Genomic DNA, 17,364 nt, shown 5'->3' on the forward strand with positions numbered 1-17,364 from the left:
GCTCCTAATAGGTCTTGGCGGCTGCGATCGAGCGGCGGGCGAAGCGCTCGATATCGTTGGGATTGTCCTGTTCCATGACGTAGTATTTTGCGGCGCTTTTGGCGCGTAGCGCCTTGATCAGGCCGGGCCAGTCGATGGTGCCGTGGCCGACGTCGGACCAGCCGTCCTCGTCGAGGCCCTCGCCCGGCTTGGCCAGGTCCTTGACATGGACGGCGACGATGCGCTTGCCGTGCTTCTCGATCCAGGGCAGCGGATCGACGCCGCCGCGCACCACCCAGGCGACGTCCATCTCCCAGCCGATGTCGGGCGCGGAGGACAGGATGTGGTCTTGCGGCACCGAGCCGTCGGCGAGCGCCTTGAACTCGAAATCATGGTTGTGCCAGGCAAAGCCATAGCCGGCTTTCCTGGCCGTCTCGCCGACCTTGGCCAGGCGTTCGCCGAAGCCGCGCCAGCCGGCTGTGTCGGCCGGCCTGAACTCGGCATTCAGGAACGGGCAGATGAGCAGCGTGATGCCGAGCGCGTCGGCCGTCCTGCGCACGCCGTCGAAATCCTTCTCGAGCGCGTCGATCGAGAAATGCCCGGTCGGCATGGCGAGCCCGTTCTTGTCGAGCTCGGCACGGAACGCCTTGGGATCGTCATAGACGCCGCCGAACCCTTCGACTTGGCTGTAACCAAGCTCCCCCAGCATCTTGAGCACGCCCTCCCAGGGCTGGAAATTGCGGGCGCTGTAAAGTTGGAATGACCAGTTCATCGTCTCTGTCCGTTTTCTTGTGGATGGTTAGTTTTGGGGGGATGAGTCTTGGGGGAGTGGAAGAGTCTTGGGAGGCTAAATCATGCTCTAGAGGCGGTTACCTGTGACGGCGTCGAAAAGCGAGGCGCGCATCGGGTCAAAACCGATGCCGACCGCCTCGGCGTTGTTTGGCGTGCGCTCGGCTGTCACCCGCACCGTGAAATTCTGGCCGGCGAGCTTCAGCCAGACCAGCGTGTCGGAACCCATGGGCTCGACGACCTCGACATTTGCCGTGGCTGCGAACGGCCATCCCGTGCCGCTGTTGAACGCCACGTGCTCGGGGCGGATGCCGAACACGGCCGGCCCTGGCACCGGGTCCTTCTCGAAAGCATAGGTGGCAAGCGGTATCCGCACATCCTCGGCGACGAAGTGCCAGTCGCCTGCCGCTTGCTCCAGTCTGCCGTCGAGGAAGTTCATTGCCGGCGAGCCGAGGAAGCCGGCGACAAACCGGTTGACCGGCCGGTTATAGATGGTCTGCGGCGCATCGAGCTGCTGGATGACGCCGCCCTTCATCACCGCGATACGGTCGGCCAGCGTCATCGCCTCGATCTGGTCGTGAGTGACGTAGATCATGGTGTTCTCGAGCTTGCGATGCAGCAGCTTGATTTCGACGCGCAATTCCGCGCGCAGCTTGGCGTCGAGATTGGAGAGCGGTTCGTCGAACAGAAATACATCGACGTCACGCACAAGTGCGCGCCCGATCGCCACGCGCTGGCGCTGGCCGCCGGACAGCGCCGCCGGCTTGCGATGCAAAAGCGGTTCGATCTGCAGGATCTCGGCGGCCCGGGCGATGCGCTTGGCGATCTCGTCCTTGGCGAGGCCGGCAACGCGCAGCCCGAACGACAGGTTCTTCTCCACCGTCATCTGCGGATAGAGCGCGTAGGACTGGAACACCATGCCGATGCCGCGATCCTTGGGCTCTTCCCAGGTGACGTTCTTGCCCTTGATGAAGATGCGGCCTTCGGAAACGTCGAGCAGCCCGGCAATGCAGTTGAGCAAGGTCGACTTGCCGCAGCCGGACGGGCCGAGCAGCACGATGAATTCGCCTTCGGCAACATCGAGGTTGAGCGTCTGCAGCACCGATATCGCACCGAAATTCAGCGACAGGTTCTGGATCGAGACGCTGGTGCCGTTTGCCGCAATGCTGCCGTTTGCGTTCATCGCCATCATCCTTTCACCGCGCCGGCGGCGATGCCGCGCACGAACAATTTTCCGGACAGGAAATAGACGATCAGCGGCACCAGGCCGGTCAGGATGGTGGCTGCCATGTTGACGTTGTATTCCTTCACGCCTTGCACCGAGTTGACGATGTTGTTGAGCTGCACCGTCATCGGATAGGTGTCGGGGCGGGTGTAGACGACGCCGAACAGGAAGTCGTTCCAGATGCCGGTCACCTGCAGGATGATGGCGACGACAAAGATCGGCAGCGACATCGGCAGCATGATGCGGAAATAGATGCCCCAGAAGCCGGCGCCGTCGACACGCGCTGCCCGGAACAGCTCCTCCGGCATGGAGGTAAAGTAGTTGCGGAACAACAGTGTGAGGATCGGCATGCCGAAGATGGAATGGACGATCACCAGGCCGCTGAGGCTGCCGTAGAGGCCGACTTCGCGCAGGATGATGACGATCGGATAGATCATCACCTGATAGGGGATGAAGGCGCCGACGATCAGGATGATGAAGAAGGTGTCGGCACCTTTGAAGCGCCAGTTGGCAAGCGCATAGCCGTTCACCGAGGCGAGCGCGATCGACAGGATCACCGACGGGATCGTGATGCGCACGGAATTCCAGAAGCCACGCGACAGCCCGTCGCAGTTGAGCCCGGTGCAGGCGCTCGACCAGGCCTTGACCCATGGCTCGAAGGTGATCTCCATCGGCGGCGAGAAGATGTTGCCGAGGCGTATCTCGGGCATGCCTTTGAGCGACGTCACCACCATCACATAGAGCGGCAAAAGATAGTAGAGCGCCACCACGATGAGCGTGCCGTAGAGGAAGATGTTGCGGCGCGAGAACATATGCCGCGGCTTCGGCCCGCTCGGCCCGTACGCTTCGAGCGTGCCGGGGCCGGCCGGCAAGGAAACGGTATGGTCAGACACGCTTCTTGCCTCCAAACTCGAGATAGGCCCACGGCACGATGACGATGATCACCGACAGCAGCATCATGGTCGAGGCGGCGAACCCCTGACCGAGGTTCTGGGCGAAGAACATGTAGTCATAGACATATTTGGCCGGGACTTCGGAGGCGATGCCGGGCCCGCCGCTGGTCTGGGCGACAACCAGGTCATAGATCTTGACGATACCGGCAGCGATGATGACCAGCGTGGTGATGAAGACCGGCCGCATCATCGGTATGATGATGAACAGATAGGTCTTCCAGGTCGGTATCCCGTCGACCCGCGCTGCCTTCCAGATATCCTCGTCGATCCCGCGCAGGCCGGCCAGCATCAGGCACATGATGAGCCCGGTGCCCTGCCAGAGAGCGGCGATCAATATGCCGTAGATGACGATGCTGGAATCATAGAGCGGATTGAAGCTGAAGCTCTCCCAGCCGAGGCTGCGCACCACTCCCTGGATCCCGAACTCGGGGTTGAGCAGCCACTGCCAGACGAGGCCGGTGACGATGAAGGAGAGGGCGAAGGGATAGAGGAAAATGGTCCGGAACGTGTCCTCGAACCGGATCTTCTGGTCGAGCAGGGCGGCAAGCAGGAAGCCGATCACCAGCGAGAACAGCAGCGACAGCACGCCGTAGATCAGCAGGTTCTCGATCGAGACCAGCCAGCGCGGCACCGACCACAGCCGGTAGTACTGGTCGAGCCCGACGAAATTCAGCCGTGGCAGGAGCTTCGAACTGGTGAAGGAATAAAGCACCGTCCACGCGCTGCCGCCGACAAAGATCACCAGCGCTGTGAGGATCATTGGGATCGAGGCGATCTTCGCATTGAGGTTGCGAAAGAGTTGGCTAGGGCGTTCGCTCTTGCTCATCTGCACAGCCGCGCTGGATCGGGTAAGGGCCGGAGGGTCAAGAGGCCTTGACCCGAGCTCCCGCCCTGCGTTTGCAGGGGCGGGAGTGAGGCGGTCGGTCGATCGCTCAATCGGCCGAACCGACAATGGCGACGAAGCGCTTCTGCGCATCTTCCACGGTCATGTCCTGCTTGGCGAAGAACTCGGAGAAAAGATCCTCCTTCTGCTTCTGGGTATCCTGCGAAAGCAGCTGGTCGGTCCAGGGCATGACATTGCCCTTGGCGAGAATTTCGAGCCCCTTCTTCATGCAGTCGTTCGCCGCCTTGAGGTCGACGTCGCCGCGTACCGGCAGCGAACCTTTCTTGAGATTGAAGGCGACCTGCGTCTTGGGATCGAGCAGCGTGTGGGCCAGCACTTCCTGTGCCTTCGATTTTTCGGGATCCTTCAGCAGCGGGAAGTAGAAAGCGTCGCCGCCGGTGGCGATCATCTCGTTGAGACCGAGGCCCGGAAGGCAAGTATAGTCCTTGCCGGCGGTCTGGCCGGCAACCTGGAACTCGCCCTGCGCCCAGTCACCCATGATCTGGCCGCCCGCCTTGCCGGTGATGACCAGATTGGTGGCCTGGTTCCAGTCCTGCACATTGGTGTTCTTGGCCATCTTGCGGGCATCGTCCGCGGCCTTGAAGACCTTGGCGACCTCGGGCCCGGCGGCGAATTCCGCGTCCTTGTCCTTGTAGACCTTGAGGAAGGCGTCGGTGCCGCCGACCGCCGCAAGCAGCACGTCGAAAGCGCCGGAGGCCTGCCAGGGCTGCCCGCCGACCGCGAGCGGCTGGATGCCTGCCTTTTCAAGCGCGGGCGCCGCAGCGACATATTCATTCCAGTTCTTCGGCACCGGCACGCCGGCTTTTTTGAAGGCCGCATTCGACAGCCACAGCCACTGCCAGGAGTGGATATTGACGGGCACGCAATAGATCTTGCCGTCGAGGGTACAGCCATCGAGCAGGCTCTTCGGCTGCACGATTTCCGTCCACTTTTCCTTGGTGGCGAGATCGGTGAGGTCGCGCATCAGCCCGGCCTGCACCAATTCTTCCGCCTGCCGGCCGTGATTGAACTGGGTCGCGCCCATCGGGTCGCCGCCGGTGATGCGGCTGATCATGATCGGCCGCGCCGTGCCGCCGGAGCCGGCGATGGCGCCGTCAACCCAGTGATTGCCGGTTGCGTCGAAAGCCTTGGCGAGTTCGGCGACCGCTGCCGCCTCGCCGCCGGAGGTCCACCAATGGGTGACTTCCAGATCCGTCGCGGCCGCCGGGCCGGCAAATTGCAGCGCGACCGTCGTAGCCAGCGCAGCAGTCATGAGTTGGTATCGCATTTCGTTCCTCCCAGAATCTGAAACGTTACAGATTTTCGATACGGCAATTGCTTAAGGCGCGCAACCCCTCAGGCGAAGGTGGCATCAAGTTTTTTCGAAGCGCGAATAAAATCACGCGGCTCGTCGGCCTACCGCATCGCAACAAGAGGGGTTGCACTGCAAAATGGAATGCTGCGACGCCAAAAAATCGGAAAAGCCCGTTCCAATCACGGTTTTGCACCGACTGCAGCACCGCTCGTTCTGCATCTGTCACCAGTGATATGGCGACGGTCGTGACAATCTGTAACGTTTCAGTATATAGCGGTTTCATTCGGTGAGGGCCCGCGGCGAACCCGCGGCCGGCCGATTGCCGGCCTGTCCGGCAACTGTTATGCGCCTGACGGGGCGGGATGAATGAACAGGCATCAAAAAGAGAAGGCCGACGAAGCGTCGGGCCAGGGCCGGCCGACACTGAAGACGCTCGCCTTCATGACCGGGCTGGGCGTCACCACCGTGTCGCGCGCGCTGAAGGACGCCCCCGAGATCGGCGCCGAGACCAGGCGGCGCGTCCAGCTTGTCGCCAAGCAGATCGGTTATCGGCCCAACCGTGCCGGCGTCCGCCTGCGCACCGGCAAGACCAATGTCATCAGCCTGGTGCTCAACACCGAGCACGAGATCATGAGCTTTGTCTCGGATATCATCTACGGCGTTTCCGAAGTCATTGCCGACACGCCCTACCATTTGATCGTGACACCCTACTCGCGCTCGCAGGATCCGCTCGACCCCATCCGCTACCTCGTGGAAACCGGTTCAGCCGATGGCGTCATCATTTCGCGCACGCAGCCGAACGATCCGAGGGCCCGTTATATGCTGGAGCGCGGCATCCCCTTTGCCACGCATGGCCGCACCGATATGGGGCTGATCCATCCCTACCATGATTTCGACAATTACGCTTTCGCAGCCGAGGCAGTGCGCCATCTGGCCGGCCTCGGCCGCCGCCGCCTGGCTCTGTTGGCGCCGCCGGTCGAGCTGACCTATCACGGCCACACGCTCGCAGGCTTTGCCGATGCGCTGAGCGAGGTCGGCGCCAGCGAGATTCCATTCAACACCGTTTCGATCGATCATTCGATCGAGCAGATCAGAATGCGGACCGCGCAGCTGATGCGCCGCGAAAGCCGCCCGGACGGTTTCATCAGCAGCGCCGCCGCCGCGACGCTCGCCATCGTTGCCGGCATCGAAGACGCCGGCCTCAAGCTTGGCCGCGATGTCGATGTGGTGTCCAAACAATCGTCGGAGCTTCTGCACCTGTTTCGCAGCGAATTGCTGGTCGTCAACGAGAACTTCCGACTGGCCGGCGCCGAACTCGCCCGCTCGGTGCTGGGCTGGATCGGCGGCGCCGCCCCCGGCTCCTTGCAAAGCCTGAGCGAACCGGGCGAAGTCCAGGCCTATCGCCGCCCGGCGTGAGCGGGATATGTTCAGATTGAACTGGCCATCCCGCGCATCTATTTGTCTTGGCCGCATTTCTGCGACGCGAAATGACCCCACTTGGCTGCAATGCAAAATGCGCGCTGCTGACTGGCAGCCTTGGGGCCGGAGAACGAACCCGCTGCGGGGGATGGGCGCGCGCAGCGGGTTCGTTCTCCGATCTCTTGCAAGTCATTCCCGAACGTTGGTGCACTTCTCGAAATTCGCCGTTGCGAATACGGGATTCCGTGTACGTGCGTGCCGGACCCTTAATGTCGGCGCGGCCGGCGATTGCGCTGGACTCGCTCTTGTAGTTCCCGGAGGTAAGTAATGTTCCGCTTGATAACGGCAGACAAACTACCATCGGGGTTTAGTCGCATCGCTCTCTGCAGATGCTCATTCGCGTTGGCAACATATTGGTCAAACTGCGCGTAAGACCGTTCACGTGCCGGTTGCGGTACGCCGCTGCGTCGCGCATTGTTATAGCACTTGTTCGCCATTCCGATCAGCGCATCACCACGAAGTTGATGGTACGACGCGCTATGCTCAACTTCAGGATGATCTCGAGCGAAATCATCCATCAGCTGAATCGCGGCCTTCTGCTCGCGACTTCGGATCATGGCTACAGCAATACGACGGAGTTCTTGCTCTTCGAGCCGGCCGACAGCAGCTTGGATTAAAATTTTGCTAGCTAGTGCACGCTGCTCCTCAGTTGTCTCGTCTCCAGAAAGGAGAGCTTCTCCAAACTGGACGAGAACATCGCGTGGTAGGCCTAGGTAACTATTGCTGCGCGTGTTAAGCCACTCCTGCACCGGCCTAGGATCTTTTAATGATGCTTGGACTTCTGCGAAGAGTTGTAAGGCTCGAACATTACGTGAATCCCGCTTAAGTAAATCTGCTACGGCTCGCTGAGCTTCAACAATGTCACCTATGGCCAAGTCCTGCTCAATGGCCCGCAGTTCTCTTATCGTTGCGTATCGCGGATGTGCGGGAAGAACACACAAAACCCGTGCTTCATCAATATCGAATACCGGCGGTGGGCAACCTTCCTCGCGCATTGCACGAAGAATAGTAGGTATCCCCTGCCCTTCTGCTTGCGCTATCTGCAATCGATTGAAGAACCAAGCTAACGTTTGGTTTCGCCAACGTGGCGCAGCCTCCCCGGCCCGAAACTTGTCGGCGTTCACGCCATAAGGCAGTGATCCCGGCGATAGTATTTCAATACGATCTTCGAATACTGTGACGCGCGTTGGTTCGGTCTCTTCGTAGTCACGATGAGCAAGAGCATTCCCCATCGCTTCATACAAAGCGCGCTTTGGATACTTCACTGCATTCGGGACAACCCTATCGCTCTTGTCGAAGGTGGTGAATGACTGAACATCTAACAACTCGTTGAGTCGTCTCGACTGCTCAATCAAAGTTCCATAAAGTTCGTGCCGCTCAGCATAGACATCAGAACGATCGCGGCCTGGATAGATAGAAAAAAGGCTGACCAAACCTGGAACAAAACGCTGCGGCTCACGGCCGAAGAGGATTACTGCGAAATTCCTAGGGCGCAATAATCCAGTAAGCGGCTCTCGACCACAGAGCGGAGGAACCATTGCACTAAGCGCTGTTTCGTCGGAAAGATAAGCTTCAACGCCTCGTTCAGCAGAGAACATCCTCATCCGTTGCAAGGCATCTCTTAACGCAAGCAAGTCCAAATCGTTGATTGTGGCGCCGTTGCAAAGCCGACGATCCCACGGCAGCTTCGCTCCCTTACGGATTAGCAACTCACGCAGGGTCCCGTTCCGCGCCTCTCGCGTTTCGCGACCGATCCGGACGAAGTGCTTGGCGCCGTCGTCTCCGGAACGGACGCTATGCGCATCACCTGTGGATGGCTGGATGAAAATCAGCAAACGTCGAGAAGGATCATCGCTGGGCAGCTCTTCTACTATAGGAGCGATGGGCGGAGCGACGCGATCACGGCAGCGTTGGAGAACCTGACCTTTCCTTCAGCCGATTGGCTGTCAGACCGACCTTCATCAAGGCCGGGAAGCCGTGGGTATCTTTCGCCTCACGTGCACCACAGACAACGTATCCTCCTCCAAGGTTGGCTAGGTCATTCGCGAATGCTGATAACGTTCGTACGACGTCTTCGATGTCCGCCACGTTCTCTTTCCATTCAATCTGTTCCGACTCGCGCGCTGCGAGTTGGTCCAAGTCGATGGAATGGCGGAAGCCTTGGTTAGCTCGGGATTGGTTGGAGTTTGACACCAATATATGACCTTGCAATGTGTACTTACAAATCCGGCTTGATACGCTACGGCGATTTTCGCCTAAGTCGGCCTCGATAGCAGAAGATGGGGACAATCGCAGCGCATTTATGTGAATTATTGTACGTGTCTCGTAGCGCTTGCCGGGCCTAGTGCATCCCGGTGAACGCGGAACCCGAGCGGGAAGGGCTCTGAGACTGGTCTGGCTCATAGCGGTGGCGACGGATTGATAGATAAAAAAGAACGCCCGGTTGCCATGGCAGACGGCATCGATATGTTGCGCTGGCGGGCCCGGTCGCTCCCAGCCGAAGTCAGGTTTCAACGTTCCATTCTTTTTTGGCGTGAGCGCGCCAGCGCAATGACGTCCGCTTCCGCTATGTGGCGCCAAAACCAGACAATTGGCAAAGCCCCATTTGCCGGCGTCGGGCGCGGCCGCGAGGTTGATGAAGGGCAGGTTCTGGGATCAGCAATCTGCGTGCTGAACGGCAACTATGCGGCGCTAGCCGCCCGCTCCGCTCCCCCACGGGCCATGGAATGCACCCTGCCCGTCGATACGCTCGAAGCCATGCGCGCCGAAGAAATCGCGCTGCGCCTGGATCAGGTTCGAAGTGCCGCGGCCCTGCCGGTAGCTGTCGAAATAGGCAAGTGCAGATGACAGGGCCGGCACCGGCGAGCCGGCTTCGGCCGCCCTTGCGACGACACGGCGAAGCGACGGATGTGCCTCCTGCATCAATGAGACGAAAGCCGGCGCCATCAACAGGTTGGTGGCTGCACCGCCGGCGCCGAAGGCCTCCGCCATCGTATCCAGCAATTGCGAGCGGATGATGCAGCCGGCCCGCCAGATCTTGGCGATGACCGGCATCGGCAGGTTCCAGTTGAATTCCTTCGACGCGCCGCTCATCACCGCGAATCCTTGCGCGTAGGCGGCGATCTTGCCGGCAAACAGAGCCAGCTCGAGATCGCCGAGCAGGGCGTCCCTGTCTCCGGAAATCTTGCTCACGCCGCCGCCATAGACCTTTTCGGCGGCAAGCCGCTCGTCCTTGATCGACGACAGCACGCGTGCCGCCACAGCCGCCTCGATCGCGGTGGCCGGGATGCCTAGCTGCTGCGCCTCGATCACCGACCATTTGCCGGTGCCTTTCTGGCCGGCGCGGTCGAGGATGATGTCGACCACCGGTTTGCCGGTCTTGGGATCGTCGGCGGCCAGCACCTTGGCGGTGATCTCGATCAGGTACGAATTGAGCCGACCCGTGTTCCACTGGGAAAACACCTCGGCGATCTCTTTCGGCCCCATGCCGAGCCCGTCGCGCAATATGCCGTAGATCTCGGCGATCATCTGCATGTCGGCATATTCGATGCCGTTGTGGATGGTCTTGACGAAATGGCCGGCGCCGTCGGTGCCAAGCCACGCCGCGCAAGGCTCGCCCTTGAACTTGGCCGAGATCGCGGTCAGCACCTTTTCGACGCGCTTCCAGGACTCTTCGGTGCCGCCGACCATGATCGAGGGACCGTGGCGTGCGCCCTCCTCGCCGCCGGACACGCCCATGCCGATGAAGGTCAGGCCCGAATCGGTAAGCTCGGAGAAGCGCCGCATCGTATCGCGGAAATTGGCATTGCCGGCGTCGATGACGATGTCGTTGGCCGACAGCACGCCGCGCAATGCCGCGATCTGCTCGTCGACTGGCTTGCCGGCCAGCACCATGATGATGATCGGCCGCGGCGGCCGGATCGCGGCGGCCAGTTCTTCGAGGCTGTAGCAGGGCACCACCCTATCCCGAAGCGCGCCGGCATTTTCGACAAAGGCATCGGTGCGCGCCGCGGTGCGATTGAAGACGGCGATGCGGTGCCCCTTCTCGGCGATATTGAGCGCCAGGTTGGAGCCCATCGTGCCAAGGCCGATCAGGCCTATTTCGGCTTTTTCCATCGTTTCTTCCCTGCTTTCGGATCTTGTTGGTTTGAGCCCGCGATTGGGTTGGACGCCCATTCTTGATGGCGATGATTGACGGGGGTTCGCGGCCGCGTCAACCGCCTCGCCGAATTGTCTTGCAGCCTGAGGCGTGCTGAGCTTCAGGTCAGGCCGAGCCGGGGTCGAAGACGGGCGCGTAAGCGACCAAACAGGTGGTTTCCGAGAACCGGAGCGGAGCGTACTTAAGTACGTGAGCACCGGAAGCGCAGGATACCGCCATTTGCAGGCCGGCATCACCTGACTATCAGCACGTCACTCCGGCCTGATATCGATCGGCGCCTCTATCTTCACCATCTCGAAATCCGAGACCAGGATATCGAGCCGCGCCGTCCACCGGCCGGAGACCGGAATGACGAGATCGTCGACGCGCCAGGTGCCGTCGCCAAGCCTCGTCGCCGGGCGTTTTATCGGCTCGACACCGGAATCGGGCTTTGACAGCACCAGCGTTGCCTGCTTGGCGTCGAGCGGGCCGAAATCGCCGGTCATGATGAAGATCGAAGCGGCAACAGGCCCGGTATGGCCGGGCACAATGCTGAGATCGGCCATCGCTTGCAGCGTGTGGATATGCACCGATGCCGGCTGTGCGGCGGCGATCGCCAGCGCGCGCGGTGGCGGCGTGAAGCGCCAACCGGCGGCGATGCCGAAGATCGCGACCACGATCAGCACCTCGATGCCGATCGAGCGGGCCAGTCGCCTCTGGACTTCCGTCTTTCCCGCCTCGGCGGGGACCGTAAGCTTGAAGCGGTTGACGGCAGCGAGCGTGAACAGAAAGACAAGCAGCACCAGCTTGATCAGCAGCAGCCGGCCATAGGCAGTGTGGACCAGCGCCGACGGCGTTTTCACCTGGATGACGGCGAGCACGATGCCGGCTGCCGCAAGCCCGACCACGACGGGCAGGATCGCTTGCGAAAACCGGCGCAGCAACGGCCCGGCTTCGGCCGGCTGCCGTTTCAAGGCTAGACCGAGCGGCGTCAGCGCTCCGGCCCAGACAGCAATGCCGACGCCGTGCAGAAACACCATCGGCCTTGTCAGCCATTGCGGCTCGGCGGCACTGGCATGCCCGCTGGCGGCAAGTGCAGCGCCGACGCCGACCAGTCCGGCCAAGGCGAGCGGCCTTGCGTCGGCGGGCGGCACGACCAGCGACAACAGGCCAAGGCCGAGCGCCATCAGCGCGATCAACACCGTCCAGCCAAAGCTGGTACCGAGCGCGGTCTGCCAGATGACCGGCTGCGCCAGCCGGGCGAGCGGCGCACCGAGTGCATCCAGCCCCTGGAAACCGAGCGACAGCGGTGCCGCCGCCAACCCGCACAGGATCGCAGCGACGATCATGTTCCGGCCGGATCGCCCGCCTTGCGCCAACCAGGCCTGCGCAAAGGCACCGCCGACCCCGAAAAACAGGCCGATGTATAGAAAAACCTTGCCGATCCAAATCGCCGTTCGAAGCCCCCGGTCGACGGCTTCGGCAACGGTCGGCGCAGCACTCGATGCACCGACCGAGAACAGCACCGAGCCGCCGACCGGATGCCCGTCGGCGGAGATTACCCGCCAGCTCAGCACATGTGTGCCCGACGTGAGCGCCTGCGGATTGTCGATCTCGACGGTCTGGCCGCTGAGCCGAAAGGACGTCAGCGGAACCGCCGTGCCGTCGGGCCGCACCAGCGTCAGCACCAGCGGCGAAACCGGTTCGCTGAAGGTCAGCGACATTTGCGACGGGCTTTGCGCCAGCACCGCGGCGTCAGCCGGCTCGGCCTTGATCAGCGCCGCATGGGCGAAGGCTGCGTTTGGCGCGGCAATGGTGGCAAGCAGCACAATCACGGCCAGCAGGCCGATGGCAAGCCGGCCGGTTGTGCAGGCCGTTCGCAGGATGGATGCCGCACTCATGTCACCGCCACAAAGACAGCGGCGCGCTCTTTCGGATAGAGCGCGCCGCGTAAGGATCATTTCTTCGGCAGCAGCTTGAGGCCGGGCGCCGGAAATTCCAGCGCGTCCTCAGCCTGCCCGGCCGCCGGAATTTCGATCCAGCGATCGGCAACCCCGTCACATTCCTGCACCACCGGGAAATGCAGCGTCTGGCCTGCCGGCAGGTCGGGCGCCAGCGTCGCGCGAAAGACGAATTCGTCGTAGAACTCGTCCGGCAGGCTGCCGGCGCTCCAGTCGATCTCCTTGACGCCGCTGGTCACTGCCTGGCCGTAGAGCTGGTAGGACTTTTCGTATTTGCCGTTCTTGACCTGCAGTGTCCAACCCGGCTTCGGCATCGGTTTGACCGAGAGCACCCCTTCCGGGATCTGCACGCGCAGCGCGGTCGTCGCCTTGCCCTCGCAGCCATGCGGCACCCGAAGAACCGCCTTGTAGGTCGAGCCCACCGCCGCCTCCGGCGTTTCGAGCGTGATGTGGGCAAAGGCCGCGCTGGTCCCGAGGACAAGAAGCACGCAGCCGGGCAAAAGAGATTTCGTCATGACGGTACCTCTCGAAGCGGCCAAGTCAGTCGTCGTCCTGGGGCGCCGCGCTGCCGATGCCTTGCACGGCGAATTCAATCTGCACGGGCCCGGCTTCCTCGAAGGTCAGCGTGGCGGAGAACGTTTCGCCCTCCTTGGGCTGCCGCTTCAAATCCATGAACATCAAATGATAGCCGTTAGGCGCCAGCGCGACCTTGCCGCCAGCCGGGATTTCGAGGCCGCCGATGACCGGCCGCATGGTCATGACGCCATTGCTGACGCCCATCTCGTGCAGTTCGGCCTTGGCCGAAATGTCGGAGGTGATCGACAGCAGGCGATCCGCCGCACTGCCTGTGTTGGTGATGGTGAAGTAGCCGCCGGCCACCTTGGCGCCGGCTGGCGTGGCGCGCGACCAGGGGTGCCCGATCTCGAGATCGCCAAGCTTGAACTCGTGTGCCAACACCGTCTGGGCGCTGGCGAACAGGAGGGCAAGAACGCAAAGGGCGACGCCGAGACGCTGCTCGAAACGACCCAGTGAGAAGCGCCTGCGGCTGGATGCGGCAGCGCGAAAAGAGTGAGACATGATTGCTCCGTGGACTTTAGGGGATCGCGCCGATGGCCGGTCGCGAACGATGTCGATAAACGCGCCGGCAAAGCGTTGCGCGGCGCGAACCAGAACGGATCAGGCCGTCGCCGGTGGTGCGCGCGGATTGGACGGAGTGCGGGCGCGGGCGAAATCGCGATGCCGGAAGGCCGGCAGGAAAAAGGCGATGGTTTCGACGGAAAGGCTGCGAGCCAGGCTCCCGGCGGCATCGGGTGGCGCGTAGACCGCCGAAACGAGGTTGCAGCCAAGCATGCAGCAAGCCGGCATGTGCTGCTGATGCGGATCGCCGGCGGGGAGTTGCGTCGCACCGTCATGGGTGCAGATCGTGTTGCCGAAAGCATCGAATTGCGAGGCGTTCGGCGCGCCGCCGGAAGCAAACGCGCCGAACATCGACTGGAGCATGAAAAGCCACGCCGCGGCGAACGCGACCGGCATGCTCCATCGTCTCCGGCGTATGGTCAAGAACCAGCCTCTTCACGCAGCAACGTCAGCTCTCTAGCACGGAGCCGGCGGCCGGAAAATCGCCAAAACGTTGCTGCGGCAACGCAACACAATCACGCGCGTTGCGGCTGCCTGCCCTCGGGAATGGACGTCAGCAGCGTGTGGCGGGCCGATTTCAGGTGCTTGCGGCAGGCGGCGTCGACCTTGGCGAGATCGCGCGATTTGAGCGCGGCGATATAGGCGAGATGCTCCTGGACCGCGACTTCGTTGCGCTCGCGCTCCTGCGCCTTGTTCCACTGGTAGTGGTAGTGGAAGATCATGGCGATGACGTCGTAGAAATCGACGATGAAGCGGTTGTGCGACGCCCGATGGATCAGCCGGTGAAAGCGCTCGTCAAGCTCGGAGAATTCGTTGAAGCGCACGGCGATCTCGCGCTCCAGCCGGTGATGCTCGTCTTCCAGGCGGTCGAGGTCGGCCCACACCGGGCTGTCCTCGGGCAGAGCGGCAAAGGCTGCGGCCGAGCGCAGTTCGAACATCTCGCGGATTTCGGTCAACTCCAGCGCGAAGGCGCGGGTAAAGCCTTTCAGCACCCAGTGGCTGTTGCGGCGCTTCTCGATCAGCCCGAAGCGCGAGAAGCGGATCAGGAATTCGCGCACGCTGGTGGTGCCGACGCCGATCTCACGCGCCAGTTCGAGCTCGTTGATCTGCATGCCGGCTTCGGCACCGCTGGCAAGCAGCCGCCGCATGAAGGAGCGCTCGATGATCTCGGCCAGCGTGTCGGTTTCTTCCTCGGGGAAGAAATCGTCCGGTCGTGGTTCGCGCAGGACCGTTTTGCTGCGCTTGTTCCAGTCGATCAGCCCGGTTTCTTCCATGCGCGCAAGGATAGTGCGGACCGTCGTGCGGCTGACGCCGAGCAGCGTACCCAGCTCCGGCTCCGAAGGCAGGCTCCTGGTTTCGTCGAGCAGCCTCAGACCGCGATTATAGGCGTCCTTGTAAACGTTGTTGCTCTTCGACATCCCCTGCCCCGTGGCGCATCGGCGTTTGCGGCCAGTGTGAAGCGTTTCTCGCGCATGAAACCGGTACCTTTTCGGAAAACATCATGCGCAACGCTAGTTTTGGTTGTAGAGCCTACTTCTCGCATCCAAAAGACGCGTCGCGCTCTGGCGAAAAAACAATTGACGCAAAAATGTTTTTTCACGATAAAAGACATTATATGTTAAGAGCCGCGTGTCAATCCGCTCGCGCACCCAGGAACACACCCAGGAAGCTCCCGTGAACGCCGCAAACAGCATTCTTCTGTCTCCCGCCGACAATGTCGCGGTCGCCAATGGCCGCATCGAGATCGGCACCGTGCTGCCGGGCGGCGCCGTCGCCGCCGCAGTGATCGAGCCGGGCCACAAAGTGGCGATCAAGCCGATTGCGGCCGGCGAGGCCGTGGTCAAATACGCCCAGGCGATCGGCCGCGCCACGCAGGACATCGCGCCCGGCGAGCATGTCCATTCGCACAATCTGGTCTTCGAAAGCGGGCGTTTGCCGGTGGTGCCGCCGAGCGAGGCAGTGCATGCGACCGAGGCCGACCGCGCCCGCACCTTCATGGGCTACCGCCGCGCCGACGGCCGCGCCGGTACGCGCAACTTCATTGGCATTCTCGCCAGCGTCAATTGCTCGGCCACCGTCTGCCACGCCATCGCCGACGCGGCGAACCGCACGCTTTTGCCGCAATATCCCGGCATTGACGGCTTCGTCCCGATCGTCCACGGCCAGGGCTGCGGCATGAGCGCCACCGGCGACGGCATGATGGTGCTACACCGCACGCTGGCCGGCTACGCCCGTCATCCGAATTTTGGTGGTGTGCTGATGGTCGGGCTCGGCTGCGAGGTCAACCAGCTCACCCTCTACGGCCAGAAGGGCGTTGCCGCGGGAAAACGTCATTTCAACATCCAGGAAGCCGGCGGCTCGCGCAAATCGGTCGAGAAGGCGTTGGTCGTGCTGGCCGAGATCGCCGAGGAGGTCGGCAAGCTTCAGCGTGAGCCGATCCCGGTCAGCGAGATCGTCGTCGGCCTGCAATGCGGCGGCTCCGACGGCATGTCCGGCATTACCGCCAATCCGGCGCTGGGTGCCGCGGTCGACATCCTGGCCGGCGTCGGCGGCATCGGCATCCTTTCCGAGACAACGGAGATCTACGGCGCCGAGCACCTGCTCGCCTATCGCGCCGCAACCCCCGAGATCGCCGCCAAGCTCGACGGTTATGTGAAATGGTGGGAAGACCACGTCGCCAAGCATGGCGCATCGATCGACAACAATCCCTCACCGGGTAATAAGCGCGGCGGCCTGACCACCATCCTGGAAAAGTCGCTCGGCGCGGTCGCCAAGGGCGGCCAGACGCCGCTCAACGGCGTCTTCGGCTATGCCGAAAAGGTCACCGGGCACGGGCTGGTGTTCATGGACACGCCCGGCTACGACCCGGTTTCGGCCACCGGCCAGGTGGCGGGCGGCGCCAACGTCATCGTCTTCACCACCGGCCGCGGCTCCTGCTTCGGCTGCCGGCCGACGCCGTCGATCAAGGTCGCCAGCAACTCGACCATGTATCACACGATGGAAGAGGACATGGACGTGAATTGCGGCGTCATCGCCTCGGGCGAAAAGACCATCGCCGGCATGGGCCGCGAGATCTTCGAACTGATCGTCGAGACGGCTTCGGGCCGCAAGACCAAGAGCGAAGAGTTCGGCTACGGCGACAACGAGTTCGTGCCTTGGCATCTCGGAGCGACGCTCTAAGCCGGACATGCGCAATAGTCGCGAACACCGGACGTGATCGCCAGGCGTCACAGTTCCAACGCTCCCGAAAAAGAATGAACATTCCATATTGACTGAGTGATGGAATTAATATTCCATACGGGATATTGGAGGAGATTGGCAGCGGAATTCCGAGGGAGCAAGCTTTCCCGCCCAGCCATTCGAGCGGCCATCAAACATCGCTTGCGCCGACCGAGGTGATGCACTATCAAAATGCGGTAAATGTTTTTTATTGATAAAGTTCCGTTCGGGCCGCGCCATCCGAATGGAGCTTCCGCAACATTCACCGGGCGACTTAGGGAGGACT

14 protein-coding genes are annotated in these 17,364 nt (G+C 62.0%); 2 read left to right on the top strand and 12 right to left on the bottom strand.

The genetic code is table 11. The features are described 5' to 3' along the window. Positions 1–4: 4 nt before the first annotated feature. The 5 genes from NKJ81_RS01930 to NKJ81_RS01950 all read right to left on the bottom strand — a co-directional run bounded on the left by NKJ81_RS01930 (position 5) and on the right by NKJ81_RS01950 (position 5,117). On the bottom strand, positions 5–751 hold the full coding sequence (locus NKJ81_RS01930; RefSeq protein WP_023675224.1) for a sugar phosphate isomerase/epimerase family protein: 747 nt from the start codon (positions 749–751) through the stop codon (positions 5–7). 87 nt (positions 752–838) lie between these two features. After that, complete coding sequence (locus tag NKJ81_RS01935) at positions 839–1,951, bottom strand: ABC transporter ATP-binding protein (protein ID WP_352539434.1); 1,113 nt, start codon at positions 1,949–1,951, stop codon at positions 839–841. A gap of 5 nt (positions 1,952–1,956) precedes the next feature. Continuing rightward, positions 1,957–2,886 (bottom strand): carbohydrate ABC transporter permease, encoded by a 930-nt coding sequence (locus tag NKJ81_RS01940; RefSeq protein WP_023675222.1) that lies wholly within the window; start codon positions 2,884–2,886, stop codon positions 1,957–1,959. Continuing rightward, on the bottom strand, positions 2,879–3,772 hold the full coding sequence (locus NKJ81_RS01945) for a carbohydrate ABC transporter permease (RefSeq protein WP_352456791.1): 894 nt from the start codon (positions 3,770–3,772) through the stop codon (positions 2,879–2,881). Before NKJ81_RS01945 ends, NKJ81_RS01940 begins: the two co-directional genes overlap by 8 nt. A gap of 106 nt (positions 3,773–3,878) precedes the next feature. Continuing rightward, positions 3,879–5,117 carry an ABC transporter substrate-binding protein gene (locus tag NKJ81_RS01950; RefSeq protein ID WP_352539435.1) on the bottom strand — a complete coding sequence of 413 codons (1,239 nt, stop codon included), beginning with the start codon at positions 5,115–5,117 and terminating at the stop codon, positions 3,879–3,881. A 393-nt stretch (positions 5,118–5,510) separates the two neighbouring features. Here NKJ81_RS01950 and NKJ81_RS01955 point away from each other — a divergent pair, with 393 nt between their 5' ends. Next, positions 5,511–6,560, top strand: coding sequence for a LacI family transcriptional regulator (locus NKJ81_RS01955; RefSeq protein ID WP_352539436.1), 1,050 nt, complete (start codon positions 5,511–5,513; stop codon positions 6,558–6,560). A 269-nt stretch (positions 6,561–6,829) separates the two neighbouring features. On the opposite strand, the gene NKJ81_RS01960 is transcribed toward NKJ81_RS01955, so the two are convergent. The 7 genes from NKJ81_RS01960 to NKJ81_RS01990 form a co-directional block, all read right to left on the bottom strand. Further along, positions 6,830–8,458: an ATP-binding protein gene (locus tag NKJ81_RS01960; protein WP_352539437.1), complete on the bottom strand. Its 1,629-nt coding sequence runs from the start codon at positions 8,456–8,458 to the stop codon at positions 6,830–6,832. 856 nt (positions 8,459–9,314) lie between these two features. Further along, entirely contained in the window at positions 9,315–10,739 is a 1,425-nt protein-coding gene (gnd, locus tag NKJ81_RS01965) for an NADP-dependent phosphogluconate dehydrogenase (RefSeq protein ID WP_352539438.1), read from the bottom strand. A 294-nt stretch (positions 10,740–11,033) separates the two neighbouring features. Continuing rightward, positions 11,034–12,662 (bottom strand): copper resistance CopC/CopD family protein, encoded by a 1,629-nt coding sequence (locus tag NKJ81_RS01970; protein ID WP_352539439.1) that lies wholly within the window; start codon positions 12,660–12,662, stop codon positions 11,034–11,036. Positions 12,663–12,718: 56 nt separating this feature from the next. After that, positions 12,719–13,237, bottom strand: a complete 519-nt coding sequence (locus NKJ81_RS01975) for a YcnI family copper-binding membrane protein (protein ID WP_352539440.1) — start codon at positions 13,235–13,237, stop codon at positions 12,719–12,721. A 25-nt stretch (positions 13,238–13,262) separates the two neighbouring features. Next, entirely contained in the window at positions 13,263–13,799 is a 537-nt protein-coding gene (locus tag NKJ81_RS01980; protein ID WP_352539441.1) for a copper chaperone PCu(A)C, read from the bottom strand. Between the two features lie 99 nt (positions 13,800–13,898). Next, on the bottom strand, positions 13,899–14,255 hold the full coding sequence (locus NKJ81_RS01985; RefSeq protein ID WP_352539442.1) for a DUF2946 family protein: 357 nt from the start codon (positions 14,253–14,255) through the stop codon (positions 13,899–13,901). 119 nt (positions 14,256–14,374) lie between these two features. After that, positions 14,375–15,277, bottom strand: coding sequence for a GntR family transcriptional regulator (locus NKJ81_RS01990; RefSeq protein WP_352448373.1), 903 nt, complete (start codon positions 15,275–15,277; stop codon positions 14,375–14,377). 256 nt (positions 15,278–15,533) lie between these two features. On the opposite strand from NKJ81_RS01990, the gene NKJ81_RS01995 reads away from it, so the two are divergent. Continuing rightward, positions 15,534–17,039, top strand: coding sequence for a UxaA family hydrolase (locus NKJ81_RS01995; RefSeq protein ID WP_352474097.1), 1,506 nt, complete (start codon positions 15,534–15,536; stop codon positions 17,037–17,039). Positions 17,040–17,364: the final 325 nt, after the last annotated feature.

Source organism: Mesorhizobium sp. M0018, from assembly GCF_040323955.1.
GTDB lineage: Bacteria > Pseudomonadota > Alphaproteobacteria > Rhizobiales > Rhizobiaceae > Mesorhizobium.

Excerpts from the sequence above, each read along its gene's own strand:
- NKJ81_RS01930 (WP_023675224.1), bottom strand. The coding sequence starts at position 751 with ATGAACTGGTCATTCCAACTTTACAGCGCCCGCAATTTCCAGCCCTGG.
- NKJ81_RS01935 (WP_352539434.1), bottom strand. The coding sequence starts at position 1,951 with ATGAACGCAAACGGCAGCATTGCGGCAAACGGCACCAGCGTCTCGATC.
- NKJ81_RS01945 (WP_352456791.1), bottom strand. The coding sequence starts at position 3,772 with ATGAGCAAGAGCGAACGCCCTAGCCAACTCTTTCGCAACCTCAATGCG.
- NKJ81_RS01950 (WP_352539435.1), bottom strand. The coding sequence starts at position 5,117 with ATGCGATACCAACTCATGACTGCTGCGCTGGCTACGACGGTCGCGCTG.
- NKJ81_RS01955 (WP_352539436.1), top strand. The coding sequence starts at position 5,511 with ATGAACAGGCATCAAAAAGAGAAGGCCGACGAAGCGTCGGGCCAGGGC.
- gnd (WP_352539438.1), bottom strand. The coding sequence starts at position 10,739 with ATGGAAAAAGCCGAAATAGGCCTGATCGGCCTTGGCACGATGGGCTCC.
- NKJ81_RS01970 (WP_352539439.1), bottom strand. The coding sequence starts at position 12,662 with ATGAGTGCGGCATCCATCCTGCGAACGGCCTGCACAACCGGCCGGCTT.
- NKJ81_RS01975 (WP_352539440.1), bottom strand. The coding sequence starts at position 13,237 with ATGACGAAATCTCTTTTGCCCGGCTGCGTGCTTCTTGTCCTCGGGACC.
- NKJ81_RS01980 (WP_352539441.1), bottom strand. The coding sequence starts at position 13,799 with ATGTCTCACTCTTTTCGCGCTGCCGCATCCAGCCGCAGGCGCTTCTCA.
- NKJ81_RS01985 (WP_352539442.1), bottom strand. The coding sequence starts at position 14,255 with ATGCCGGTCGCGTTCGCCGCGGCGTGGCTTTTCATGCTCCAGTCGATG.
- NKJ81_RS01990 (WP_352448373.1), bottom strand. The coding sequence starts at position 15,277 with ATGTCGAAGAGCAACAACGTTTACAAGGACGCCTATAATCGCGGTCTG.